The sequence below is a fragment of the Burkholderia sp. YHN3-13 genome (assembly GCF_055810675.1).
Window position 1 is genome coordinate 113222 of record NZ_JBVVNQ010000010.1, and the last position, 22686, is coordinate 135907.

The following is a 22686-nucleotide window of genomic DNA, read 5'->3' on the forward strand; positions in this document are numbered from 1 at the left end:
GTATACCGCCCGCCAGCTCCATCCTCGCTTCGCTCGGCTGCAAGGTGCTTCTGGTCGTGCGGTGCGCACGTTTGCTTATCCAGGAGCCGTTGCCTGCCAGGCATCTCCGACGATTCACATCGATCGTGCAATTACGCCGCCTGCAAATCGATCATTGCTCGCGGTGTATTGCTGTACCCCATTTTTCCTGGCCGGGGCAGCGAATCAGGTGTTCACCGAAAATGACGTCTTGCCCAGACGAGTGAGGGCGATTGCTGATCGATGGCGACGCTGGAGGGGGTGTACCTGTCGGCCGAGCGAAGCGAGGGCGGAGCTAGCGGGCGGTATACCGCTCCGCTGGGGGATGAGTGATGTCAGAACCATTGCTCGAACCACTCCGGGTTCCTTGCTGGCGCGGACACTTAGGCGAGGGCCACTTTGCAGGCTATGGCACCGGGAAGTCTTGCGTTTTCACAACGCCTTTCTTTTGGTTACTTTTCTTTGGCAAGACAAAGAAAAGTGACCGCCGCCCCGCGCAGGGGCGACGCTAATAGACCGTTACGATCACAGGCAATTCACGTCAAAACGCGAGCGAACCGCCCAAAACCCCCAAAAAAACCACCCCCCACCCCCAGAAGGCAAAATAAAAGCGCACTATCCGCTTCCGATAGAACCCGTCGCAAATCCGCAAGACGCTTGCGTCACCCTTACCTAAACTTGATCCTGTTGAACCCTCTTACGAAACCGAAAGGAACGACCATGACGACCTCGACCGTGACCCGCCAGACATTCGACGAAGTGATGGTGCCGGTATTTTCCCCCGCCCCGTTCGTGCCGGATCGCGCAGAGGGCTCCCGCGTGTGGGACACGGCTGGCCGTGAATACATCGATTTCGCGTGCGGCATCGCGGTCACGTCGCTGGGCCACGGCCACCCGGAACTGCTGAAGGTCCTGGACGAACAAAGCCGCAAGCTCTGGCACATCGGCAACGGCTACACGAACGAGCCGGTGCTGCGCCTCGCGAAGCGTCTCGAATCGCTGACCTTCGCCGATCGCGCGTTCTTCGCGAACTCGGGCGCGGAAGCAAATGAAGCCGCATTGAAGCTCGCACGCCGCGTCGCGTTCGACCGCCACGGCGCCGATAAAGCGGAAATCATCTCGTTCGTGCAGTCGTTCCACGGCCGCACGTTCTTCACGGTCAGCGTCGGCGGCCAGCCGAAGTACTCGGAAGGCTTCGGCCCCGTGCCGGCCGGCATCACGCACCTGCCGTACAACGACATCGAAGCCGCGAAGGCCGCGATCGGCCCGCAAACCTGCGCCGTGATCGTCGAGCCCGTGCAAGGCGAAGGCGGCGTGATCCCGGCCGATCCGGCCTTCCTGAAGGCGCTGCGCGAAGCGTGCGACGCGCACGGCGCGCTGCTGATTTTCGACGAAGTGCAAACGGGCGTCGGCCGCACGGGCCAGTTCTACGCGTACATGGACACGGGCGTCACGCCGGACATCCTGACGACCGCGAAGGCGCTCGGCAACGGCTTCCCGATCGGCGCGATGCTGACGACGAACGAACTGGCCGCGCACTTCAAGGTCGGCGTGCACGGCACGACGTACGGCGGCAACCCGCTCGCCTCGGCGATCGCCGACAAGGTCGTCGAGCTGATCGGCGATCCGGCACTGCTCGAAGGCGTGCGCGAACGCAGCGTGCGCCTGAAGGGCGCGCTCGAACGCATCAACGCACGCTTCGGCATCTTCAAGGACGTGCGCGGCAAGGGCCTGCTGGTCGGCGCCGAACTCACCGCCGCGTTCGACGGCCGCGCGAAGGACTTCGTCACCGCCGCCGCCGAGAACGGCCTGATCATGCTGATCGCCGGCCCGAACGTGCTGCGCTTCGTCCCGTCGCTGGTGATCCCGTTCGACCTGCTCGACGAAGGCGTGAAGCGCTTCGAGAAGGCGGTCGAACAGGTGCTCGCCGCACAGGAAGCCACCGCGCGCTGATCGGCGCCCCCCATCGCAGACAGGAACGACGATGCTATTTGTTCGCCCCGGCAAACTCACGGATCTCGATGCGCTCGCGCACATGGCGCGCACCGCGCAGCCGGTCCTGCACTCGCTGCCGCACGACCGCGCGGCGCTCGAAGCGCGCGTGGCGCTCTCCGAGGATTCGTTTCGCGCGGACGTCGATTTCGCCGGCGAGGAGTTCTACCTCTTCGTGCTCGAGGAATCGTCGACCGGCAAGCTGCTCGGCACGGCGAGCATCGTGGCCGCGGCCGGCTACTCGGAACCGTTCTACGCGTTCCGCAACGACGCACTGATCCACGCGTCGCGCGAGCTGCACGTGAACCGCAAGATCCACGCGCTCACGATGTCGCACGAGCTGACCGGCAAGAGCCGGCTCGCGGGCTTCTACGTCGATCCGTCGCTGCGCGGCGATGCGGCCGCGCACCTGATCTCGCGCGCGCGGATGATGTACATCGCCGCGAACCGCCGGCGCTTCACGCCGGAAGTGTTCACGCTGCTGCTCGGCGTGAGCGACGGCAACGGCGCATCGCCGTTCTGGGAAGCGGTGGGGCGCAAGTTCTTCGGCCGCGATTTCACCGACGTCGACATCGCGTCGGGCGGCCGCAGCCGCACGTTCATCGCCGAAGTGATGCCGGCCTATCCGCTCTACGTGCCGCTGCTGCCGGAAGCCGCGCAGCGCGTGCTCGGCGAGCCGAACGAAACGGCCTTGCTCGCATACGACATCCATCTCGAGGAAGGCTTCGAGCCCGACCGCTTCGTCGACATCTTCGACGCAGGCCCGGTGCTGACCGCGCAGGTCGACCGCACCGCGTGCGTGAAGCACGGCTCGGAGCGCGTCGTGCGCGAGGCCGCGCACCAGCAGGGCGATGTCGCGTACCTGGTGTCGACGGGCAGCGGCGAATCGTTCCGCTGCGTGCTGGCCGACCTGCCGGGCGACACTGCCGAGGCACCGCTGGCCGGCGACGTGCGCGCGGCGCTCGATGTGAAGGATGGCGATGTCGTGCGCTGCGTGCCGCTGCACCGCCGCGACGATGAAGATTTGAAGGGAGACGCAGCATGATCGTCGTTCGGGTCGTACAAACGGGCGACGTCGACGCGCTCGTGTCGCTCGCGAAGGAAACCGGGCCGGGCCTGACCACGTTCAAGCCCGACCGCGACGCGCTCGCCGCGCGTATCGCGCGCGCGCGCCGCACGCTGGACGGGCAGGCCGCGCCGGGCGAGGCCGGCTACTTCTTCGTGATGGAAGAATCGAAGACGGGCGACATCGCGGGCGTGTGCGGGATCGAAACGCAGGTCGGCCTCGAGCAGCCGTTCTACAACTATCGCGTGAGCACCGTCGTGCACGCGAGCCAGGAGCTCGGCGTGTGGACGCGGATGTCCGCGCTGAACATCTCGCACGACCTGACGGGCTACGCGGAAGTGTGCTCGCTGTTCCTGAGCCCGCGCTATCGCACCGGCGGCGTCGGCGGCCTGCTGTCGCGCTCGCGCTTCATGTTCATCGCGCAGTTCCGCGAGCGCTTCCCGGAACGCCTCTGCGCGGAACTGCGCGGCCACTTCGACGAGGACGGCACGTCGCCGTTCTGGCGCGCAGTCGGTTCGCACTTCTACCAGATCGATTTCAACGCAGCCGATTACCTCAGCTCGCACGGCCGCAAGTCGTTCCTCGCGGAACTGATGCCGCGCTACCCGGTGTACGTCGACCTGCTGCCGCAGGACGCGCAGGACGCGGTCGGCCTCACGCACCGCGACACGCTGCCGGCCCGCAAGATGCTCGAAGCGGAAGGGCTGCGTTACCAGAATCACGTCGACATCTTCGACGCGGGCCCCGTGCTCGAATGCCACATCAACGACCTGCGCACGGTGCGCGAGAGCGTCGTCGTGCCGGTCGCGATCGGCGTGCCCGATACGGGCGAGGACGCGCAGGGCGGCCATCCGCCGAGGTCGCTGGTGTCGAATACGTCGCTCGGCGATTTCCGCGTCGGCGTCGCGCCGGGTGTCGTGGCGAACGGCTCGTTCGTGCTGTCGGCCGACGATGCCGCCGCGCTCGACGTGAAGGCCGGCGATCCGGTCCGCGTGCTGCCGCTCAAAGTCAAACAGGGATAAACGAATCATGACGGAACTCTTCATCGACGGCGCCTGGGTCGCGGGCTCGGGCCCCGTGTTCGCTTCGCGCAACCCGGGCACCGACGAGATCGCATGGCAGGGCGAAAGCGCGTCGGCGGCCGACGTCGACCGTGCGGTCGCGAGCGCGCGCCGTGCATTCGCCGGCTGGTCGGCGCTCGACTTCGAATCGCGTTGCGCGATCGTCAAGCGTTTCGCCGCGTTGCTCAACGAACGCAAGGAAGCGATCGCGACCGCGATCGGCCGCGAGACGGGCAAGCCGCTGTGGGAAGCACGCACCGAAGTCGCGTCGATGGCCGCGAAGGTCGGCATCTCGATTCAGGCCTACCAGGAACGCACCGGCGAGAAACGCCAGGACATGGCCGACGGCGTCGCGGTGCTGCGCCACCGTCCGCACGGCGTCGTCGCGGTGTTCGGTCCGTACAATTTCCCCGGCCACTTGCCGAACGGCCATATCGTGCCCGCGCTGATCGCGGGCAATGCGGTCGTGTTCAAGCCGTCGGAACTCGCGCCGGGCGTCGCGCGCGCGACGGTCGAAGTGTGGAAGGAGGCCGGGTTGCCGGCCGGCGTGCTGAACCTCGTGCAGGGCGAGAAGGACACCGGCATCGCACTCGCGAACCATCGGCAGATCGACGGACTGTTCTTCACGGGCAGCTCCGATACGGGCACGCTGCTGCACAAGCAGTTCGGCGGCCGCCCGGAGATCGTGCTCGCGCTCGAAATGGGCGGCAACAATCCGCTCGTGATCGGCGAAGTCGAGGACATCGACGCGGCCGTGCATCACACGATCCAGTCGGCGTTCCTGTCGGCCGGCCAGCGCTGCACGTGCGCGCGCCGCATCTTCGTGCCGCAGGGCGCGTTCGGCGACCGCTTCCTCGCGCGCTTCGCGGACGTCACGTCGAAGATCACGGCCGACGTGTTCGATGCCGATCCGCAGCCGTTCATGGGCGCGGTGATCTCGGCACGCGCGGCCGCGAAGCTGGTCGATGCCCAGTCGCGCCTGATCGAGCAGGGCGCGAAACCGGTCATCGCGATGACGCAGCGCGATCCGCGCCTCGGCTTCGTGAACGCGGCGATCGTCGACGTGACGGGCGTGGCCAACCTGCCCGACGAGGAACATTTCGGCCCGCTCGCGCAGATCGTCCGCTACGCGACGTTCGACGAAGCGATCGAGCGCGCGAACGACACGGCGTTCGGCCTGTCCGCCGGCCTGCTGGCCGACGACGAGAAGGCATGGGAACACTTCCGCCGCACGATCCGCGCCGGCATCGTCAACTGGAACCGGCCGACCAACGGTGCGTCGTCCGCCGCGCCGTTCGGCGGCACGGGCCGCTCGGGCAACCATCGCCCGAGCGCGTACTACGCAGCCGACTACTGCGCGTATCCGATGGCGTCGGTGGAAAGCACGCAACTGACCTTGCCCGCGAGCCTGTCGCCGGGCCTGCATTTCTGATCGAGGGAGCGACGATGAACGCACAAGAAGCCAATTTCGACGGGCTCGTCGGCCCGACCCACAACTACGCCGGGCTGTCGTTCGGCAACGTGGCGTCCCTCAACAACGAGAAGTCGGCCGCGAACCCGAAGGCCGCCGCGAAGCAGGGGCTGCGCAAGATGAAGCAGCTCGCCGATCTCGGTTTCGCACAGGGCGTGCTGCCGCCGCAGGAGCGGCCGTCGCTGCGCCTGTTGCGCGAGCTCGGCTTCTCGGGCAAGGACGCGGACGTGATCGCGAAGGCCGCGAAGCAGGCGCCGGAACTGCTCGCCGCGGCGAGCTCGGCGTCGGCGATGTGGACCGCGAACGCGGCCACCGTCAGCCCGTCGGCCGACACGAGCGACGGCCGCGTGCACTTCACGCCGGCGAACCTGTGCAGCAAGCTGCATCGCGCGATCGAGCACGAAGCGACGCGCCGCACGCTGTCGACGCTGTTCGCCGATCCCGCGCACTTCGCGGTGCACGAAGCGCTGACGGGCACGCCGGCGCTCGGCGACGAAGGCGCGGCGAACCATACGCGCTTCTGCGCGGAATACGGCAAGCCGGGCATCGAATTCTTCGTGTACGGCCGCGCGGAATACCGCCGCGGGCCGGAACCGAAGCGCTTCCCGGCACGGCAGACCTTCGAGGCGAGCCGCGCGGTCGCGCATCGCCACGGGCTCGCCGAGGAAGCGACGGTCTACGCGCAGCAGGATCCGGACGTGATCGACGCGGGCGTGTTCCACAACGACGTGATCTCGGTCGGCAACCGCGACACGCTGTTCACGCACGAGCGCGCGTTCGTCAACAAGCAGGCGATCTACGACACGCTGACCGCCGCGCTCGACGCACGCGGCGCGCGCCTGAACGTGATCGAGGTGCCGGAAGCGGCCGTGAGCGTGAACGACGCGGTGACGTCGTACCTGTTCAACAGCCAGCTGCTGTCGCGCGCGGACGGCTCGCAGGTGCTCGTCGTGCCGCAGGAATGCCGCGAGAACGCCAACGTCGCGGCCTATCTCGACCACCTCGCGGCCGGCAACGGCCCGATTCACGACGTGCTCGTGTTCGACCTGCGCGAAAGCATGAAGAACGGGGGCGGCCCCGCATGCCTGCGCCTGCGCGTCGTGCTGAACGACGCGGAGCGCGCGGCGGTCACGTCGAACGTGTGGATCAACGACACGCTGTTCGCGTCGCTCGACGCATGGATCGACAAGCACTACCGCGATCGCCTCGCACCGGAAGATCTCGCCGATCCGGCGCTGCTCGACGAATCGCGCACGGCGCTCGACGAACTCACGCAGATCCTGCGCGTCGGTTCGCTGTATGACTTCCAGCGCTGAGGCACGGATGCCGTCCGCCGCGCTGCTCGACGACTTTCTCGCGTTCACGCTGGCCGGCAGCGTGCCGGCCGAGCAGGGCGGTACCTGCGCGGGCGGTGCGGTGCGCTGGCAATGGCCCGGCGACGGGCTGCTCGTGCTCGAACCGGTCGCGGCGAACGAGGCAACACGCGCGAGCGTGCTCGTATCGGCGGGCGTGCACGGCGACGAGACGGCGCCGATCGAGCTGCTGTCGATGCTGGTGTGCGATCTCGCGTCGGGCGCGCTGCCGCTCGCGTGCCGGCTGCTCGTCGTGCTCGGCAACGTGCCGGCGATGCGCGCGGGCGAGCGTTATCTCGACGACGACCTGAACCGCCTGTTCAGCGGCCGTCACACGCAGGTGCCCGCGAGCCGCGAAGCGCCACGCGCCGCGCAGCTCGAGGCGGCCGCGGCCGCGTTCTTCGCGGCCGCGCCGGCGGGCAGCGCGCGCTGGCACATCGACATGCACACGGCGATCCGCGCGTCGGTGTTCGAGCAGTTCGCGCTGCTGCCGCATACGGGCACGCCGCCGACGCGCACGATGGTCGAATGGCTGGGCGACGCGCGCATCGCGGCCGTGCTGCTGCACACCGCGAAGGGCAACACGTATTCGCATTTCACGGCCGAGCATAGCGGCGCGCTCGCCTGCACGCTCGAACTCGGCAAGGTGCGGCCGTTCGGCCAGAACGACCTGACGCGCTTCGCGCCGGCCGACCGCGCGGTGCGCAAGCTGGTGTCGGGCCGGCCGACGGATGCCGACGCGGCGCTGCCGCGCGTCTTCACGGTGATCGACCAGATCACGAAGCAGAGTGACGCGCTCGAGCTGTTCGTCGCGGCCGACGTCGCGAACTTCACCGCGTTCGCGCGCGGCACGGTGCTCGCGCAGGACGGCGACTACCGCTACACGGTGACGCACGACGAGGAGCGGATCGTGTTTCCGAACCCGACCGTGAAGCCGGGGCTGCGTGCGGGCCTGCTCGTCGTCGACACGACGCGCGAGACGATCGCGGCATTGGTCTGACCGATCGGCGGCCGCGCCGACGCGCGGGCCGCCTTGCGTATTTGCGACATCGTCTTGCAAGTTCGATGGCCGGCGCGGCCGGTGTCGTATGCGCACCGCAGCATCGCGCATCGGCAGCCGCTTTGCCATGCCGGGCCGCGCGGATTGGTACAATCGCGGCCTTGCGGCTGTTGCGCCGCATCACGGCGCGGCAGCCGCATTGTCGGGGTCATCCGACCCTGCAATGATGCCTGCGCCCGTAGTTCCGGAACATTCGAGTATCGAGGAGAGCACCTGATGAAGTTGGATTGGCGTAAAGTGGCCGCGCATGCGGTGGTGGCGGCATCGGCGGCGGCGGCAGGCAGCGCGTTTGCCGCGGATCTGAAGGAGATCCGGTTCGGCGTCGAGGCCTCGTACGCACCGTTCGAATACAAGACGCCCGACGGCAAGCTGACCGGCTTCGACATCGACATCGGCAACGCGGTGTGCGCGAAGCTGAAGACGAAGTGCGTGTGGGTCGAGAACGACTTCGACGGCCTGATCCCCGCGCTGCAGGCGCGCAAGTTCGATGCGATCAACTCGGACATGACGATCACCGACCAGCGCAAGCACGCGATCGCGTTCACCGACCCGATCTATACGATTCCGAACCAGCTGATCGCGAAGCAGGGCAGCGGCCTGCTGCCGACCCCGCAGTCGCTGAAGGGCAAGCGCGTCGGCGTGCTGCAGGGCACGATCCAGGAAGCGTACGCGAAGAAGAAGTGGGCGCCGGTCGGCGTTGAAGTCGTGCCGTACCAGACGCAGGACCTGGCCTACGCCGACCTGAAGTCGGGCCGTCTCGACGCGACGTTCCAGGATTCGGAAGCCGGCTCGAAGGGCTTCCTGACGAAGCCGCAAGGCCAGGGCTTCGCGTTCGCGGGCGGCACCGTCAGCGACGCCGAGATCCTCGGCTCGGGCGTCGGCTTCGGCCTGCGCAAGAACGACGCGGCGCTGAAGACCGCACTCGATCAGGCGCTGAAGGACCTGAAGGCCGACGGCACGATCGACAACCTCGCGAAGAAGTACTTCAGCGTGCCCGTGACGCTCAAGTAAGCGCTTCGTTCGAACGCACGATGTAAAAAACCGGCCGCCGATGCGGCCGGTTTGCTTTTGGGAACCGGAAACCGCGCGGGCGGCCGGCCGTCAGCCGTGCTGCGCGGGGAAGAACCGCCCCAGTTCGTGCGCGAGTTCGTTGAGGATGCTCATTTCCTGTTGCGAGATCTTGCGTGCCGGCTGCGCGCCGGCCCAGTCGCCATACAGCAGCGCGACCGTCGCCGCATCGACCCGCACCGGCAGCAGCACGAACGCGCGCGTGTCGTCGAACACGTCGAGATACCACGCGGGCAGGCGCTTGAGCATCTTCGGTTCCTGCGCCTGCTCGATGAAGATGCCGACCGAATTGGTGATCGCGAGATGGAATACGTCCGGCTCGAAGCGCTCGTGAAAGCGCAGCCGGTAGAGCGCCGCGTCGACGCCGGGACCGAAACCCAGGCGCGCGGCGAACGTGCCGTCGTCGTGGCGCACGAACATGACGGTGCGCGTGAACGCGAGGCTCGCGAGCAGGCTTTCCGACGCCAGCGCGAGCACCGGCGTCAGCACGTGCTCGGACGGCAGCGCGCGCAGGTCGGCGAGGCCGGCTTCGAGACAGGCTTCGGGCTCGGCCTGCGCACGCGCGATCGCATCGGCGTTCGCGCGCAACTCGACGATCTCGCGCATCACGGTGTCGCTCGCTTCCTCGTGCGCGAGCCGGTCGGCGATCTCGACGAGCGCGTCGGGTTCCGTATCGAGCGCCGGCGCATAGTGCTGCGCGAGCGCCGCGATGTGCGCGTCGCGCTGCGGACCATCGGGCATCGCGAGCGCACTCGCGACGTCGGCCGAGCAGCGGCTCACCGCCCGCAGCCAGTTCACGCGTTCGATCATGTCCTCGTCGGCCGCGAGTTCGCGGCCGAACGCGTCGACGCGGTTCACGTGGTGGTGGTGGTCGGCGATGCCGTCGCGGATCATGTCGGGCAGCCGCCAGCGTGCCGCCGCCTCGAGCCCGATCTCGTCGAAACCGACGCCGAGCACCTCGACGCAGGCGGCCGATTCGTCGACGTGCATCTCGGCCGCGCGGCGGCGGATCTTGTCCCATTCGCTGTCGAGATAGCAGACCACGAGCAGCTTGCCGACCTGGCGCATCAGCGTGCAGACGACGGCTTCCTCGCCCGCGCGCAGGTCGGCGCGCTCGGTGAGCTTGCGCGCGACGCAGCCGGACAGCAGCGCGCGGTTCAGCTCGAGCTTCGCGTCGATGCGCCGCGGCGTGCTGTGGTGGAAATGGTCGACGAGCTTCAGCCCGACGACCAGATGGCCGACGGCGTCCATGCCGAGCACCATCAGCGCGCGCGTCACGGTCGTGATGTTGCCGCCGAACGCCATGTACATCGCGGAGTTCGCGAGCCGCAGCACTTTCTGCGTGAGCGCGAAGTCCGACAGCACGACACGCACGAGTGCGGTGAAGTCGAGGTCGTCGTTCTTCATCGCGGCCATCGTCGCGCGCAGCGATTCCGACAGCAGCGGGAAATCGCCCCGTTCGCTCATCCGGGCCCACAGCTTGTCCAGCAAAGCGGTGCGGGGCAGGTGTTCGGTGATTGACATACGGATCTGTCCGGTTCGCCGCGCGCGTCAGGCGGCGGCGTGCAGGTGCAGCTGCTGCGCCTCGAAGCGCCGCGCGAGCTCCTCGGACGGCAGCGCCTGGCAGACGAGCCAGCCCTGGATGTGATTGCAGCCCATCTCCGTCAGCAGTGCGCGCTGCGCCTCGGTCTCGACGCCTTCGGCGACGAGTTCGAGATCGAGCGTCTGCGCGAGGCCGACCACCGCCGACACGATCGCGCGGTCGTTGCGCGACGTCAGCAGGTTCTCGACGAAACTGCGGTCGATCTTCAGCTTCGCGAGCGGGAAGCGCTGCAGGTACGCGAGGCTCGAATAGCCGGTGCCGAAATCGTCGATCGCGAAGCGGATGCCGAGATCGGTCAGCTCCTCGAGCAGCACTTTCGCATGCGCGGGATCGTGCATCAGCAGGCTTTCGGTGATTTCGAGCACGATGCGGCGCGGGTCGATGCCCGTCAGCGCGATCGCCTCGCGCACGCTCTGCGTGAAGCGCGGGTCGCGGAACTGCTGCGGCGACACGTTGACCGCCACGTACTGCAGCGCAAGCCCCTGGCTGTCCCATGCGACGAGCTGCATGCACGCGGCCTTGAGCACCCAGTTGCCGAGGTAGTTGATCAGGCCGATCGATTCGGCGAGCGGAATGAAGGTCGCCGGCGGCACGAGGCCGTGTACCGGATGGCGCCAGCGGATCAGCGCCTCGACGCCGACCACCGCGCCCGACTGGCTGTGCGTGATCGGCTGGAAGTGGAGCGAGAACTCGCCGTTGCGCACGCCGTCGTACAGGTCGGCCTCGAGCTTCAGCCGTTCGGCGTCGGCCGGATCGTCGACCGGCGCATGGAACGCAAGCGCGTTGCCGCCCGATGCCTTCGCCTGCGCGAGCGCATGGTCGGCGCGGCGCAGCAGCGGGCTGTGATGCTGCGCGCGATGCGGCGCGGCGCGTTCGTCGGGGTAGAGCGCGATGCCGATGCTCGCGGACAGGTGCACGGTCTGCCCCTGGTACACGTAGGGCTCGCGCACCGCGGCCTGCAGCCGGCGCGCGAGCGCGTCGGCGGCGTGGCTCGCCTGCGAGCGGTCCGAGGCGCCGAGCACGATCGCGAACTTGTCGCTCGCGACGCGCGCGAGCCGCTCGTTCGGCGTGACGAGCGCCTTCAGCCGCTGCGCGGTCTCGCGCAGCAGCGTGTCGCCCGCGTCGTAGCCGAGCGCGCGGTTGATCCGCTGGTAGTCGTCGAGGTCGAGCAGCAGCAGCGCCGCGCAGGTGCCGTCCTCGTCGGCGGTCTGCTGCGCACGCATCAGCGCCGGCACGAGCGCGGACAGGTTGTCGAGCCCCGTCATCGGGTCATGGTGCATTTCATACGTCAGCTTCGCCTCGAGCGCGCGCCACGACGACACGTCGAATGCCGCGATCGCGAAACCGTCGACGCCGTGATGGCGGCTCTTGAACGCACGGACCTCGACGTCCAGCGGGTAGGTGAGCGACTTGACGATGCACATCGTCGCCTTCTCGACCTGGCCGGAACGCGCGGCGCGCGCAAGCAGGCCTTCGAGCGCCGAGGTATCCTGTTCGGCGATCAGGTCGCGCAGCGTCAGCGTGTGCAGGTAGTCGCGGTGGTAGCCGATGAAGCGCAGGCTCGCGTCGGACACGTACAGAAAGCGCAGCTCGCGGTCGACATGGGCGAGGAAATCCACCGTGCCGACCGTCTGTTCCAGCCAGTTGCGCACGGAGTCGTCGCGGCGCGGCGCGCCGGCGCGCGCCGGCATCAGCGCGCCGCCCGACCAGGCGAAGCGGCGCAGCGTATGCAAGGCGCTGCGCCAGGAGCCCTTGCGTGACGTCTGTTTCCTGTTGGCTTCCATGTTTCTCGCTGACGTGAAGGGCTGGAACTGGTTGTCCGCAAGGAATAACGGCAGATTGTGCGGAATCTTTAACGGGCCGGCCGCGGATGGCGCAGCCGCCGGCCCGGATCGCATCCCGGATGTTCGACAGGCGAACGCCGGCGTGGCCTGTATCGAGGCTGACTTTATAAGAAATGAGGACGCAGATGAAGCGAAAACTGTTGCTGGGCGCCGTGGCGGCGCTGGTGGCCGGCCATGCGCTGATGGCGCAGGCGGAATTGAAGCCGGGTGCCGCGGCGCCGGATTTCACGACGCAGGCGTCGCTGGGCGGCAAGACTTACACGTACTCGCTCGCCGGCGCGCTGAAGCAGGGGCCGGTCGTGCTGTATTTCTACCCGGCGGCGTTCACGAAGGGCTGCACGATCGAGGCGCATGCGTTTGCCGATGCGGTCGACCGTTACAAGGCTTACGGCGCGACGGTGATCGGCGTATCGGCCGACAATATCGACACGCTGACGAAATTCTCGGTGAGCGAGTGCCGCAGCAAGTTCCCGGTCGCGGCCGATCCGGACGCGAAGATCATCCGGGAATACGATGCGAAGCTGCCGGCGCTCGACCGCGCGAACCGCGTGTCCTACGTGATCTCGCCGGAAGGGAAGGTGCTCTACGAATACACGAGCCTGTCGCCCGACAAGCACGTCGAGAACACGCTCGCCGCCGTGAAGGCGTGGGCCGACGCGCATCCGAAGCCGTAAGCGGCCGCGCCTGGCACGAAAACGGCCCGCCGTGCGGGCCGCGGGCACGACAACACGCGCCGCCGGGCGGCGGCGCGCAGCGGGCCGTCACGCGCGCAAGGCCTGCTCGATCGGCACGCTGCCGCCGACGAAGCCGACGATCTTGCGCGAGATGCCGAGCTTGATCGCCTCGATCGCGGCCCATGCGACGTCCTGGCGCGACACGGGCGGCGCGGGGTCGAGCCAGGCGTCGGTCAGCGCGATCTTGCCGACGCCCGGATCGTCGGTGAGCGGGCCCGGGCGCAGGATCACGTAGTCGACACCCGACGCGATCACGCGGTCGTCGCCCTCGCGCTTCATCTGCGAATAATGGCGCAGCGCGTCCGGCGCCTGTTCGGGCCGGTACGCCGAAAGCGAGCTGATCACGACGAGCTTCTGCGCGTTGAAGGCGAGCGTGTATTCGGCCGCGCGGGCCACCGCGTCGCGGTCGACCTGTTCCTCTTCGGCCGCGCCCTCCGATTCGGCCGAGCCGGCCGCGTAGATCACGTGCGTGATGCCCTGGAACGCGTGCGAGAAATCGTTCGTCAGATCGGCCTCGACGACCCGTGCGCCCGCCAGCGCATAGCCGTGCCGGCGCACGAGCGCCGTGACCTCGAACTCCGGCTGCTTGAGCAGCAGATCCGCGCAGGCCTGGCCCGTCCGGCCGGTCGCACCAATCAGCAGTACCTTCGTCGTCATGAAACCGCTCCTTGCTCGATGCGTCTTCCGTCCAGATAGGGACGGACGACCGATAACTCAAGTGTAATGTCGATTTGCCCCGCCGGCGGGCGCGTATTAAGGGGCGTACCGGCGTCGGGCGTTCATTCGTTCACACGGATGCGGGAATGACGCGCCGACCGGCTATCATGTGCGCGATGGTTTTTTCGCCGTTACGCGTATAACGCGCCGGCCCACCGGTTGGAGTACACATGGCATTACCCCTGGACAACGTCAGCATGGCCGTGTTCTGCGACTTCGAGAACGTCGCGCTCGGCGTGCGCGACGCGAAGTACGAGAAATTTGACATCAAGCCCGTGCTGGAGCGCCTGCTGCTGAAAGGCAGCATCGTCGTGAAGAAGGCCTATTGCGACTGGGATCGCTACAAGGGCTTCAAGGCGTCGATGCACGAGGCGAGCTTCGAGCTGATCGAGATTCCGCACGTGCGCCAGTCGGGCAAGAATTCGGCCGACATCCGGCTCGTCGTCGATGCGCTCGATCTCTGCTACACGAAGTCGCACGTCGATACGTTCGTGATCATCAGCGGCGATTCCGACTTCTCGCCGCTCGTGTCGAAGCTGCGCGAGAACGCGAAGAAGGTGATCGGCGTCGGCGTGAAGAAATCGACGTCGGACCTGCTGGTCGCGAACTGCGACGAATTCATCTTCTACGACGATCTGGTGCGCGAGCAGCAGCGCACGCTCGCGAAGCGCGAACAGCAGCAGCGTGCCGGCAACGGCGGCGCGAGGCGGCCTGACGAGCCGGCCTCGCGCAAGCACGACATGGATGCCCGCAAGGCCGAGGCGATCGCGCTGGCGGTCGAGACGTTCGATGCGCTCGCGTCGGAGCGCGACGACGTCGGCAAGATCTGGGCGTCGGTGCTCAAGAGCGCGATCAAGCGCCGCAAGCCGGATTTCAACGAGTCGTACTACGGGTTCCGCGCGTTCGGCAACCTGCTCGACGAAGCGCAGGCGCGCGGCCTGCTGGAAGTGGGGCGCGACGACAAGTCGGGCGCGTTCGTGTCGCGGGCCCGCCAGCCGGCGGCCATGGAGCATGTCGCGGCGGGCGGGGACGGCAGCGCGCACGGCGGCGCCCACCACCACGGTGCGCGCGCGGCCGAACCGGCGCGGGCCGGGCGCAATGCGCAACGTCGCGGGCAGCGGGCCGAAGCGGTGGCGCACGAAAGCGAGCAGGCCGAAGCGGAAGCGGCGGACGTCGCCGAGTTCGTCGAGGCTGGGTCGGTGACGCCACCGGCTGAAACGGCTGAAGCGGCGGAGGCGGTCGACGCACCGGGCGAGGCGAAGGACGGCCGCAAGCGTGCGCGCAAGAGCGCGGCGAAGAAGACGGGCGCGAAGAAGGGTGCCGCCGCGAAGGGCGCCGGCCATCATGCGGCCGGGAAGACCGACGACGCCCACGGTGAGGCGAAGCACGGCGGCGACCAGCACGCGCACGGCAGGCATGCCGACGACGCGGAGCAGGGCGACGAACGGCATGCCGCCGTGACGCGTGCCGAGCCGGCGGCCGGCGATGCCGGCGGCGACGGGACTGCCGCCCAGCCGTCGCATGAGGCGGCGCCGCTCGAAGCGCATGCCGACGCACCGGCCGCTGCCAAGAAAAAGCCGGCCCGCAAGGCGGCACCGCGCGCACGTCGTCCGCGCAAGACGACGGCGGCCGAGTAACGGCAGGCGTCCGGGTGCCGTCCGAAGCGGGACGGCATCCGCGCCGAACGATACCGGCCGGCGCAATGCCGGCGCGGCTGCGCTAGCCGTTCAGCACATACGGACGCGTCATCACTTCGAGGAAGTGGCCGTCCGGGTCGTCGAAGTACACGCCGCGCCCGCCGTTGTGGCGGTAGATGTCGTCGGGTTGCCGCTTCGCGGGATCGGCCCAGTGCGCGAGCCCGCGCGCGCGGATGCGCGCCAGCACGCGATCGAAGCCGGCTTCGTCGAGCAGGAACGCATAGTGCTGCGACCTGATTTCCCCCGCCTGTTCGTAGAAATCGAGCGACACGCCGTTGTCGAGCGCGACGACCCGCATCGCGCCGAACGGCGTCGGCGGCGGCAATTCCAGGAGTTCGGTCAGGAAGCGGCTCGACGCATGCTTGTCGCTGCACCAGACGATCGTGTGATTGAGCTGGACGTTCATGGCGGGTTCCGGCGAAGGGCTCGCGGTAGGCATGGACTCACGATAGCCGATCGCCGCCCGGGTTCAAGGGCAAAAAAACGGCCGCCTGCCTGAATTGTCCCCAGGAGTTGGACACCACTCCAACCCTTGGGGTCGGCTCAGTCGGGCCGCCGCTTCCCGTCATTCGCCGGCCACCGCCGGCCCGCCCGAATTGCCGCGGCGATTGCGGCGTTTCTCTCCCCACACGCGGAACCGGTCCATGTACAGGTAGACGACCGGCGTCGTATAGAGCGTCAGCACCTGCGACACGATCAGGCCGCCGGCGATCGCGATCCCGAGCGGCGCGCGCAGCTCGGCGCCGTCGCCGCTGCCGAACGCGAGCGGCAGTGCGCCGAGGAGCGCGGCCATCGTCGTCATCATGATCGGGCGGAAGCGCAGCAGGCACGCCTCGTGGATCGCGTCGAACGACGACTTCTTGTTGTTGCGCGTCTGGTCGATCGCGAAGTCGACCATCATGATCGCGTTCTTCTTCACGATGCCGATCAGCAGGATCACGCCGATCAGCGCGATGATGCTGAACTCGGTCTTGAACAGCAGCAGCGCGAGCAGCGCGCCGACGCCGGCCGACGGCAGCGTCGACAGGATCGTGATCGGGTGGATGTAGCTCTCGTACAGGATCCCGAGCACGATGTAGACGGCCAGCAGTGCGGCGAGGATCAGGATCGGCTGGTCGTTCATCGACTGCTGGAACGCCTGCGCGGTGCCCTGGAAACTGCCGACGATCGTCGGCGGGACGCCGACCTGCGCCATGGTCTGGTAGATCACCTGGGTCGCCTGCGACAGCGACACGCCCGGCGGCAGGTTGAACGAGATCGTCGTCGCGACGAACAACCCCTGGTGGTTGACCGACAGCGGCGTCGTGCTCGGCCCGAACGTCGCGATCGCCGACAGCGGGATCATCGTCGACTTCGACGTCGACACCGACGCACCCGACGACGCGCTCGACTTGCCGCTCGCGGCGATCGAGTTGAGCGCCTGGTTGCGCGCGGAATCGGACGCGATCGCCGCGGCGCTCTGCGTGGCCGTCCCGGCGCTCGACGTGCCGGCCGACGTCGCGACATAGGTGCCGGCGGCCGCGTTGGTGGTCTGCGAGCCGTTCGCGCTGCCACCCGACGTGCTGATCCACACCTGGTTCAGCATCTCCGGGCTTTGCCAGTATTTCGGCGCGACTTCCATCACGACGTGGTACTGGTTCAGCGGGTTGTAGATCGTCGAGACCTGGCGCTGGCCGAACGCGTCGTACAGCGTGTTGTCGATCTGCGCGGGCTTGATGCCGAAGCGCGCGGCCGTCGGGCGGTCGATCGTCACCATCGCCTCGAGGCCGCCTTGCTGCTGGTCGGAGTTCACGTCGGTCAGCTCGGGGCGCTTCTGCAGCGCCTCGGTCAGGATCGGCCCCCACTTGTACAGGTCGGCGCTCGAATCGCCGAGCAGCGTGAACTGGTACTGCGCGTTGCTCTGCCGGCCGCCGACGCGGATATCCTGCGCGGCCTGCAGGAACGTGCGCGCACCCGCGACGTCCGCCAGCGGCGGGCGCAGCTGCTGGATCACCTGGTCGGCCGACAGCTTGCGCTCGGAGCGATCCTTCAGCGTGACGAACATGAAGCCCGAGTTGGTCTGCGTGCCGCCGGTGAACCCCGCGACGCTCTTCACGTTCGGGTTGCCCTGCACGATCCGCATCATCTCGGAGAACTTCAGCTTCATCGCCTGGAACGAGGTCGACTGGTCGGCCTGGATGCCGCCGATCATCAGGCCGGTGTCCTGCTGCGGGAAGAAGCCCTTCGGCACGACGATGTACAGGTACACGTTCAGCCCGATCGTCGCGAACAGCGTCAGCAGGATCAGCAGCGGCCGGCGCAGCGCCCACGACAGCGAGCGCTCGTAGCCGCGCTGCATGCGCGAGAAGCCGCGCTCGAGGAAGCGCCCGAAGCGGCCTTCGTTTTGCGGGTCGTGCGACTCGGGCAGCAGGCGCGCGCACATCATCGGCGTGACGGTGAGCGACACCGCGAGCGACACGGCGATCGCGAGCGACAGCGTCAGCGCGAATTCGCGGAACAGCCGCCCGACGATGCCGCCCATCAGCAGGATCGGCAGGAACACCGCGACGAGCGAGATGCTCATCGACAGCACCGTGAAGCCGACCTCGCGCGCACCGTCGAACGCGGCCTGCATCCGCGACTTGCCGTTCTCGATGTGCCGCGAGATGTTCTCGAGCACGACGATCGCATCGTCGACGACGAAGCCGGTCGCGACGATCAGCGCCATCAGCGACAGGTTGTCGATCGAGAAGCCGAGCAGGTACATCGCGCCGAACGTGCCGACGATCGAGATCGGCACCGCGACGCTCGGGATCAGCGTCGCGCGCCAGTTGCGCAGGAACAGGAACACGACCATCACGACGAGGCTGACCGCGATCAGCAGCGTGTGCTCGGTGTCCTTCAGCGACGCGCGGATGGTGGTCGAGCGGTCGAGCACCGGCGTGACCGTGATGTCGGCCGGCAGCGACGCGGTGAGTTGCGGCAGCGCCGCGCGCACGCGGTCGATCGTATCGATGATGTTCGCGCCGGGCGAGCGGTAGAGGATCACGAGCACCGCGCGCTTGCCGTTCGACAGGCCGAGGTTGCGCAGGTCCTCGACCGAATCGACGACGTCCGACAGGTCGGACAGCCTGACGGCCGAGCCGTTGCGGTAGGCGACGACGAGGTCGCGGTATTGCGACGCCTGGGAGGCCTGGTCGTTCGTATAGAGCTGGTAGTGCTGCGGGCCGAACTCGATCGCGCCCTTCGGCGCGTTGGCGTTCGCGGACGCCAGCGCCGCACGCACGTCCTCGAGGCCGATCCCGTAGTGGAACAGCGCCTGCGGTTCGAGCTCGACGCGCACGGCCGGGTTCGCGGAGCCGCTCACCGAGACCTGGCCGATCCCGTCGATCTGCGACAGCGACTGCTGCAGCACCGTCGATGCGGCGTCGTACAGCTTCGCGGGCGACGACGTTTCCGACGTCAGCGACACGATCATGATCGGCGAATCGGCCGGGTTGACCTTGCGGTAGGTCGGGTTGCTCTTCAGCGCGGCGGGCAGGTCGGCGCGCGCCGCGTTGATCGCGGCCTGGACGTCGCGCGCGGCGCCGTCGATGTCGCGGTTCAGGCCGAACTGCAGGATGATCCGCGCGTTGCCGACCGTGCTCGTCGACGTCATTTCGGAGACGTCGGCGATCGAGCCGAGGTGCCGCTCGAGCGGGCTCGTCACGCTGGTCGCGACCGTTTCCGGGCTCGCGCCCGGCAGCGACGCCTGCACCGAGATCGTCGGGAAGTCGACCTGCGGCAGCGGCGACACCGGCAGCTTGATGAACGCGAACAGGCCCGCGAGCGCGACGCCGAGCGCGAGCAGCGTCGTCGCGACGGGGCGGGTGATGAAGGGGCGCGACAGGTTCATGGCTTACGCATCCGTGCGCTTGCCGGCGTCGGGGCCGTGGCGTTCGAACCAGCCGCGCACGCGGCGCGCGAGCGAGTCGAAGCCGAGGTAGATCACGGGCGTCGTAAACAACGTCAGCACCTGCGACACGATCAGGCCGCCGGCGATCGCGATCCCGAGCGGCTGGCGCAGCTCGGAGCCGGCGCCGGAGCCGACGATCAGCGGCACCGCGCCGAGCAGCGCGGCGAGCGTCGTCATCAGGATCGGCCGGAAGCGCAGCAGGCACGCCTGGTAGATCGCCTCGCGCGGCGGCTTGCCTTCGACACGTTCGGCCTCGAGCGCGAAGTCGATCATCATGATCGCGTTCTTCTTCACGATACCGATCAGCAGCACGATGCCGATGATGCCGATGATGTCCAGGTCGTGCCCGGTGATCATCAGCGCGAGCAGCGCGCCGACGCCGGCCGACGGCAGCGTCGACAGGATCGTGATCGGGTGGATGTAGCTTTCGTACAGCACGCCGAGCACGATGTACATCGTGACGACCGCCGCGAGGATCAGGAACAGCTGGTTCGACAGCGAGGCCTGGAACGCGAGCGCCGCGCCCTGGAAGCGCGTCTGGAACGACGCGGGCAGGCTGATGTCCTTCTCGGCGGCCTCGATCGCCTTGACGGCTTCGCCGAGCGACGCGCCCGGCGCGAGGTTGAACGAGATCGTCGTCGACGGGAACTGCGACAGGTGCGCGACCAGCAGCGGCGACGGCCGCTCGTGGAACGACGCGATCGACGACAGCGGCACCTGGCCGCCGCCGGCCGACGGCAGGTAGATGTCGTTCAGCGATTGCGCGTAGTGCTGCTCCTTCGGCTCCGACTCGAGAATCACGCGGTACTGGTTCGACTGCGTGAAGATGGTCGACACGATGCGCTGGCCGAACGCGTCGTACAGCGCGTTGTCGACGGTCGCCGGCGTGATGCCGAAACGCGCGGCGCTCGGGCGGTCGATCTCGATGTAGACCGACTGGCCATTGCTCTGCAGGTCGGTCGCGACATCGGCGAGCGACGGCTCCTGCTGCAGCCGCGCGACGAGCTTCGGCACCCAGGTCGCGAATTCTTCCGCGTTCGGGCTCGTCAGCATGAACTGGTACTGCGTCGGGCTGACGGTCGAATCGATCGTCAGGTCCTGCACCGACTGCATGAACAGCGAGATGCCGGTGATGTTCGCCACGCGGTGCTGCAGGTCGCGGATGATCTGCGCGGCCGTTTTGGAGCGGTCGTCGCGCGCCTTCAGGTTGATCAGCATCCGGCCGCTGTTCAGCGTGATGTTGCTGCCGTCGACGCCGATGAACGACGTGAGGCTGTCGACGTTCGGGTCCTTCAGGATCTCGGCCGCGAGCGCCTGCTGGCGTTCGGCCATCGCGCCGTACGAGATCGATTGCGGCGCCTGCGTGATCGCCTGGATCACGCCGGTGTCCTGCGCGGGGAAGAAGCCCTTCGGCACGTAGATGTAGAGCAGGGCGGTCAGCCCGAGCGTCAGCAGCGCGACGACCAGCGTCGAGCGCTGGCGGTTCAGCACCCATTCGAGCGCGACCGCGTAGCGCGCGATCACCCAGTCGATCGTGCGGTGCACGCGCGCCTCGAAGCGGTGGCTTTCCGGCGGCGGCGAATGACGCAGCAGCTTCGCGCACATCATCGGCACGAGCGTGAGCGACACGATCGCCGAGATCACGATCGTCACCGCGAGCGTGATCGCGAACTCGTGGAACAGGCGCCCGACCACGTCGCCCATGAACAGCAGCGGGATCAGCACCGCGATCAGCGACACCGTCAGCGAGATGATCGTGAAGCCGATCTGCCTCGAGCCCTTCAGCGCGGCCTCGAGCCCCGACTCGCCTTCCTCGACGTAGCGCGCGATGTTCTCGATCATCACGATCGCGTCGTCGACGACGAAGCCGGTCGCGATGGTGAGCGCCATCAGCGACAGGTTGTTCAGCGAGAAGCCGGCCATGTACATCACCGCGAGCGTGCCGATCAGCGACAACGGCACGGACAGGCTCGGGATGATCGTCGCGTAGATGTTCGCGAGGAACAGGTACATCACCAGCACGACGAGCGCGACCGCGAGCAGCAGCTCGAACTGCACGTCGCGCACGGCCGCGCGGATCATCGTCGTGCGATCGGTGACGATCTCCACGTCGAGCGCGGCCGGCAGCGTCTCCTGCAGCTTCGGCAATTGCGCCTTGATCGCGTCGACCGTCTGGATCACGTTCGCGCCCGGCTGGCGCTGCACGTTCAGGATGATCGCGGGATCCGAATTCACCCACGCGCCGAGCTTGGTGTTCTCCGAGCCGGCGACGACCGTCGCGACGTCGGTCAGCATCACCGGGCGGCCGTTCTTGTACGCGACGACCGCGCTGTTGTACTGGTCGGCGCTCGTCAGCTGGTCGTTCGCGTTGATCGTGTAGGCGCGCGTCGGGCCGTCGAAGTTGCCCTTTGGGGTGTTGACGTTCAGGTTCGAGATCGTCGTGCGCAGGTCGTCGAGGTTCATCCCGTACTGCGCGAGCGCGGTCGGGTTCGCCTGGATCCGCACGGCCGGGCGGTTGCCGCCCGACAGGCTGACGAGGCCGACGCCCGCGATCTGCGAGATCTTCATCGCGAGGCGCGTGTCGGCCAGGTCCTGCACCTGCGTGAGCGGCAGCGTCTTCGACTTGACGGCGAGCGTGATCACCGGCGCATCGGCCGGGTTGACCTTCGCGTAGATCGGCGGGGCCGGGAGGTCGGACGGCAGCAGGTTGCCGGCCGCGTTGATCGCGGCCTGCACTTCCTGTTCGGCGATGTCGAGCGGCAGGTCGAGCGAGAACTGCAGCGTGATCACCGACGCACCGGCCGAGCTTTGCGACGACATCTGGTTCAGCGACGGCATCTGCCCGAACTGGCGCTCGAGCGGCGCGGTGACCGACGAGGTCATCACTTCCGGGCTCGCGCCGGGGTAGAAGGTCTGGACCTGGATCGTCGGGTAGTCGACTTCGGGCAGCGCGGCGAGCGGCAGGAACCGCAGCGCGACGAGACCGGCCAGCATGATCGCCGCCATCAGGAGGGCGGTGCCGACCGGCCGGAGAATGAAGAGGCGGGAAGGATTCATCGAGCGGCCCGC

At 67.9% G+C, this 22686-nt stretch carries 15 protein-coding genes; 9 read left to right on the forward strand and 6 right to left on the reverse strand.

Annotated features, from left to right (window positions below; all coding sequences use genetic code 11):
- Positions 1 to 738: 738 nt before the first annotated feature.
- The 7 genes from AC0KUR_RS22410 to AC0KUR_RS22440 all read left to right on the forward strand — a co-directional run bounded on the left by AC0KUR_RS22410 (position 739) and on the right by AC0KUR_RS22440 (position 9031).
- Entirely contained in the window at positions 739 to 1971 is a 1233-nt protein-coding gene (locus AC0KUR_RS22410) for an aspartate aminotransferase family protein (protein WP_034186549.1), read from the forward strand.
- A gap of 31 nt (positions 1972 to 2002) precedes the next feature.
- Positions 2003 to 3055 carry an arginine/ornithine succinyltransferase subunit alpha gene (gene aruF, locus AC0KUR_RS22415; RefSeq protein ID WP_034186550.1) on the forward strand — a complete coding sequence of 351 codons (1053 nt, stop codon included), beginning with the start codon at positions 2003 to 2005 and terminating at the stop codon, positions 3053 to 3055.
- Positions 3052 to 4098 (forward strand): arginine N-succinyltransferase, encoded by a 1047-nt coding sequence (astA, locus tag AC0KUR_RS22420; RefSeq protein WP_034186551.1) that lies wholly within the window; start codon positions 3052 to 3054, stop codon positions 4096 to 4098. Before aruF ends, astA begins: the two co-directional genes overlap by 4 nt.
- Before the next feature lie 7 nt (positions 4099 to 4105).
- Positions 4106 to 5569 (forward strand): succinylglutamate-semialdehyde dehydrogenase, encoded by a 1464-nt coding sequence (astD, locus tag AC0KUR_RS22425; protein ID WP_034186552.1) that lies wholly within the window; start codon positions 4106 to 4108, stop codon positions 5567 to 5569.
- A 14-nt stretch (positions 5570 to 5583) separates the two neighbouring features.
- Positions 5584 to 6924, forward strand: a complete 1341-nt coding sequence (gene astB, locus AC0KUR_RS22430; RefSeq protein ID WP_034186553.1) for an N-succinylarginine dihydrolase — start codon at positions 5584 to 5586, stop codon at positions 6922 to 6924.
- Between the two features lie 7 nt (positions 6925 to 6931).
- Entirely contained in the window at positions 6932 to 7960 is a 1029-nt protein-coding gene (astE, locus tag AC0KUR_RS22435; protein ID WP_473376464.1) for a succinylglutamate desuccinylase, read from the forward strand.
- A gap of 276 nt (positions 7961 to 8236) precedes the next feature.
- Positions 8237 to 9031, forward strand: a complete 795-nt coding sequence (locus tag AC0KUR_RS22440) for an ABC transporter substrate-binding protein (protein WP_059560659.1) — start codon at positions 8237 to 8239, stop codon at positions 9029 to 9031.
- Between the two features lie 90 nt (positions 9032 to 9121).
- Here the strand turns inward: AC0KUR_RS22440 and AC0KUR_RS22445 are convergent, their stop codons facing one another.
- Complete coding sequence (locus tag AC0KUR_RS22445; protein ID WP_175027836.1) at positions 9122 to 10612, reverse strand: HDOD domain-containing protein; 1491 nt, start codon at positions 10610 to 10612, stop codon at positions 9122 to 9124.
- A gap of 27 nt (positions 10613 to 10639) precedes the next feature.
- Positions 10640 to 12382, reverse strand: a complete 1743-nt coding sequence (gene cdpA / locus AC0KUR_RS22450; RefSeq protein ID WP_193791016.1) for a cyclic di-GMP phosphodiesterase CdpA — start codon at positions 12380 to 12382, stop codon at positions 10640 to 10642.
- Between the two features lie 278 nt (positions 12383 to 12660).
- Between cdpA and AC0KUR_RS22455 the strand changes: the two genes are divergently transcribed.
- Positions 12661 to 13209 carry a peroxiredoxin gene (locus AC0KUR_RS22455; protein WP_034186558.1) on the forward strand — a complete coding sequence of 183 codons (549 nt, stop codon included), beginning with the start codon at positions 12661 to 12663 and terminating at the stop codon, positions 13207 to 13209.
- Between the two features lie 87 nt (positions 13210 to 13296).
- Here AC0KUR_RS22455 and AC0KUR_RS22460 read toward each other — a convergent pair whose 3' ends face one another.
- Entirely contained in the window at positions 13297 to 13926 is a 630-nt protein-coding gene (locus AC0KUR_RS22460; RefSeq protein ID WP_034186559.1) for an NAD(P)H-binding protein, read from the reverse strand.
- Positions 13927 to 14156: 230 nt separating this feature from the next.
- On the opposite strand from AC0KUR_RS22460, the gene AC0KUR_RS22465 reads away from it, so the two are divergent.
- Entirely contained in the window at positions 14157 to 15623 is a 1467-nt protein-coding gene (locus tag AC0KUR_RS22465; RefSeq protein ID WP_175027838.1) for an NYN domain-containing protein, read from the forward strand.
- An 82-nt stretch (positions 15624 to 15705) separates the two neighbouring features.
- On the opposite strand, the gene AC0KUR_RS22470 is transcribed toward AC0KUR_RS22465, so the two are convergent.
- The 3 genes from AC0KUR_RS22470 to AC0KUR_RS22480 form a co-directional block, all read right to left on the reverse strand.
- Positions 15706 to 16089, reverse strand: a complete 384-nt coding sequence (locus tag AC0KUR_RS22470; RefSeq protein WP_049028599.1) for a VOC family protein — start codon at positions 16087 to 16089, stop codon at positions 15706 to 15708.
- Between the two features lie 159 nt (positions 16090 to 16248).
- Complete coding sequence (locus AC0KUR_RS22475) at positions 16249 to 19557, reverse strand: efflux RND transporter permease subunit (RefSeq protein ID WP_473376429.1); 3309 nt, start codon at positions 19555 to 19557, stop codon at positions 16249 to 16251.
- 3 nt (positions 19558 to 19560) lie between these two features.
- Positions 19561 to 22674 (reverse strand): MdtB/MuxB family multidrug efflux RND transporter permease subunit, encoded by a 3114-nt coding sequence (locus AC0KUR_RS22480; RefSeq protein ID WP_034186563.1) that lies wholly within the window; start codon positions 22672 to 22674, stop codon positions 19561 to 19563.
- Positions 22675 to 22686 lie beyond the last annotated feature (12 nt).

What these genes read in the sequence shown, in the direction of transcription:
- AC0KUR_RS22410 (WP_034186549.1), top strand. Translation starts at nt 739, where the DNA reads ATGACGACCTCGACCGTGACCCGCCAGACATTCGACGAAGTGATGGTG.
- aruF (WP_034186550.1), top strand. Translation starts at nt 2,003, where the DNA reads ATGCTATTTGTTCGCCCCGGCAAACTCACGGATCTCGATGCGCTCGCG.
- astA (WP_034186551.1), top strand. Translation starts at nt 3,052, where the DNA reads ATGATCGTCGTTCGGGTCGTACAAACGGGCGACGTCGACGCGCTCGTG.
- astD (WP_034186552.1), top strand. Translation starts at nt 4,106, where the DNA reads ATGACGGAACTCTTCATCGACGGCGCCTGGGTCGCGGGCTCGGGCCCC.
- astB (WP_034186553.1), top strand. Translation starts at nt 5,584, where the DNA reads ATGAACGCACAAGAAGCCAATTTCGACGGGCTCGTCGGCCCGACCCAC.
- astE (WP_473376464.1), top strand. Translation starts at nt 6,932, where the DNA reads ATGCCGTCCGCCGCGCTGCTCGACGACTTTCTCGCGTTCACGCTGGCC.
- AC0KUR_RS22440 (WP_059560659.1), top strand. Translation starts at nt 8,237, where the DNA reads ATGAAGTTGGATTGGCGTAAAGTGGCCGCGCATGCGGTGGTGGCGGCA.
- AC0KUR_RS22445 (WP_175027836.1), bottom strand. Translation starts at nt 10,612, where the DNA reads ATGTCAATCACCGAACACCTGCCCCGCACCGCTTTGCTGGACAAGCTG.
- cdpA (WP_193791016.1), bottom strand. Translation starts at nt 12,382, where the DNA reads ATGCCGGCGCGCGCCGGCGCGCCGCGCCGCGACGACTCCGTGCGCAAC.
- AC0KUR_RS22455 (WP_034186558.1), top strand. Translation starts at nt 12,661, where the DNA reads ATGAAGCGAAAACTGTTGCTGGGCGCCGTGGCGGCGCTGGTGGCCGGC.
- AC0KUR_RS22460 (WP_034186559.1), bottom strand. Translation starts at nt 13,926, where the DNA reads ATGACGACGAAGGTACTGCTGATTGGTGCGACCGGCCGGACGGGCCAG.
- AC0KUR_RS22465 (WP_175027838.1), top strand. Translation starts at nt 14,157, where the DNA reads ATGGCATTACCCCTGGACAACGTCAGCATGGCCGTGTTCTGCGACTTC.
- AC0KUR_RS22470 (WP_049028599.1), bottom strand. Translation starts at nt 16,089, where the DNA reads ATGAACGTCCAGCTCAATCACACGATCGTCTGGTGCAGCGACAAGCAT.
- AC0KUR_RS22475 (WP_473376429.1), bottom strand. Translation starts at nt 19,557, where the DNA reads ATGAACCTGTCGCGCCCCTTCATCACCCGCCCCGTCGCGACGACGCTG.
- AC0KUR_RS22480 (WP_034186563.1), bottom strand. Translation starts at nt 22,674, where the DNA reads ATGAATCCTTCCCGCCTCTTCATTCTCCGGCCGGTCGGCACCGCCCTC.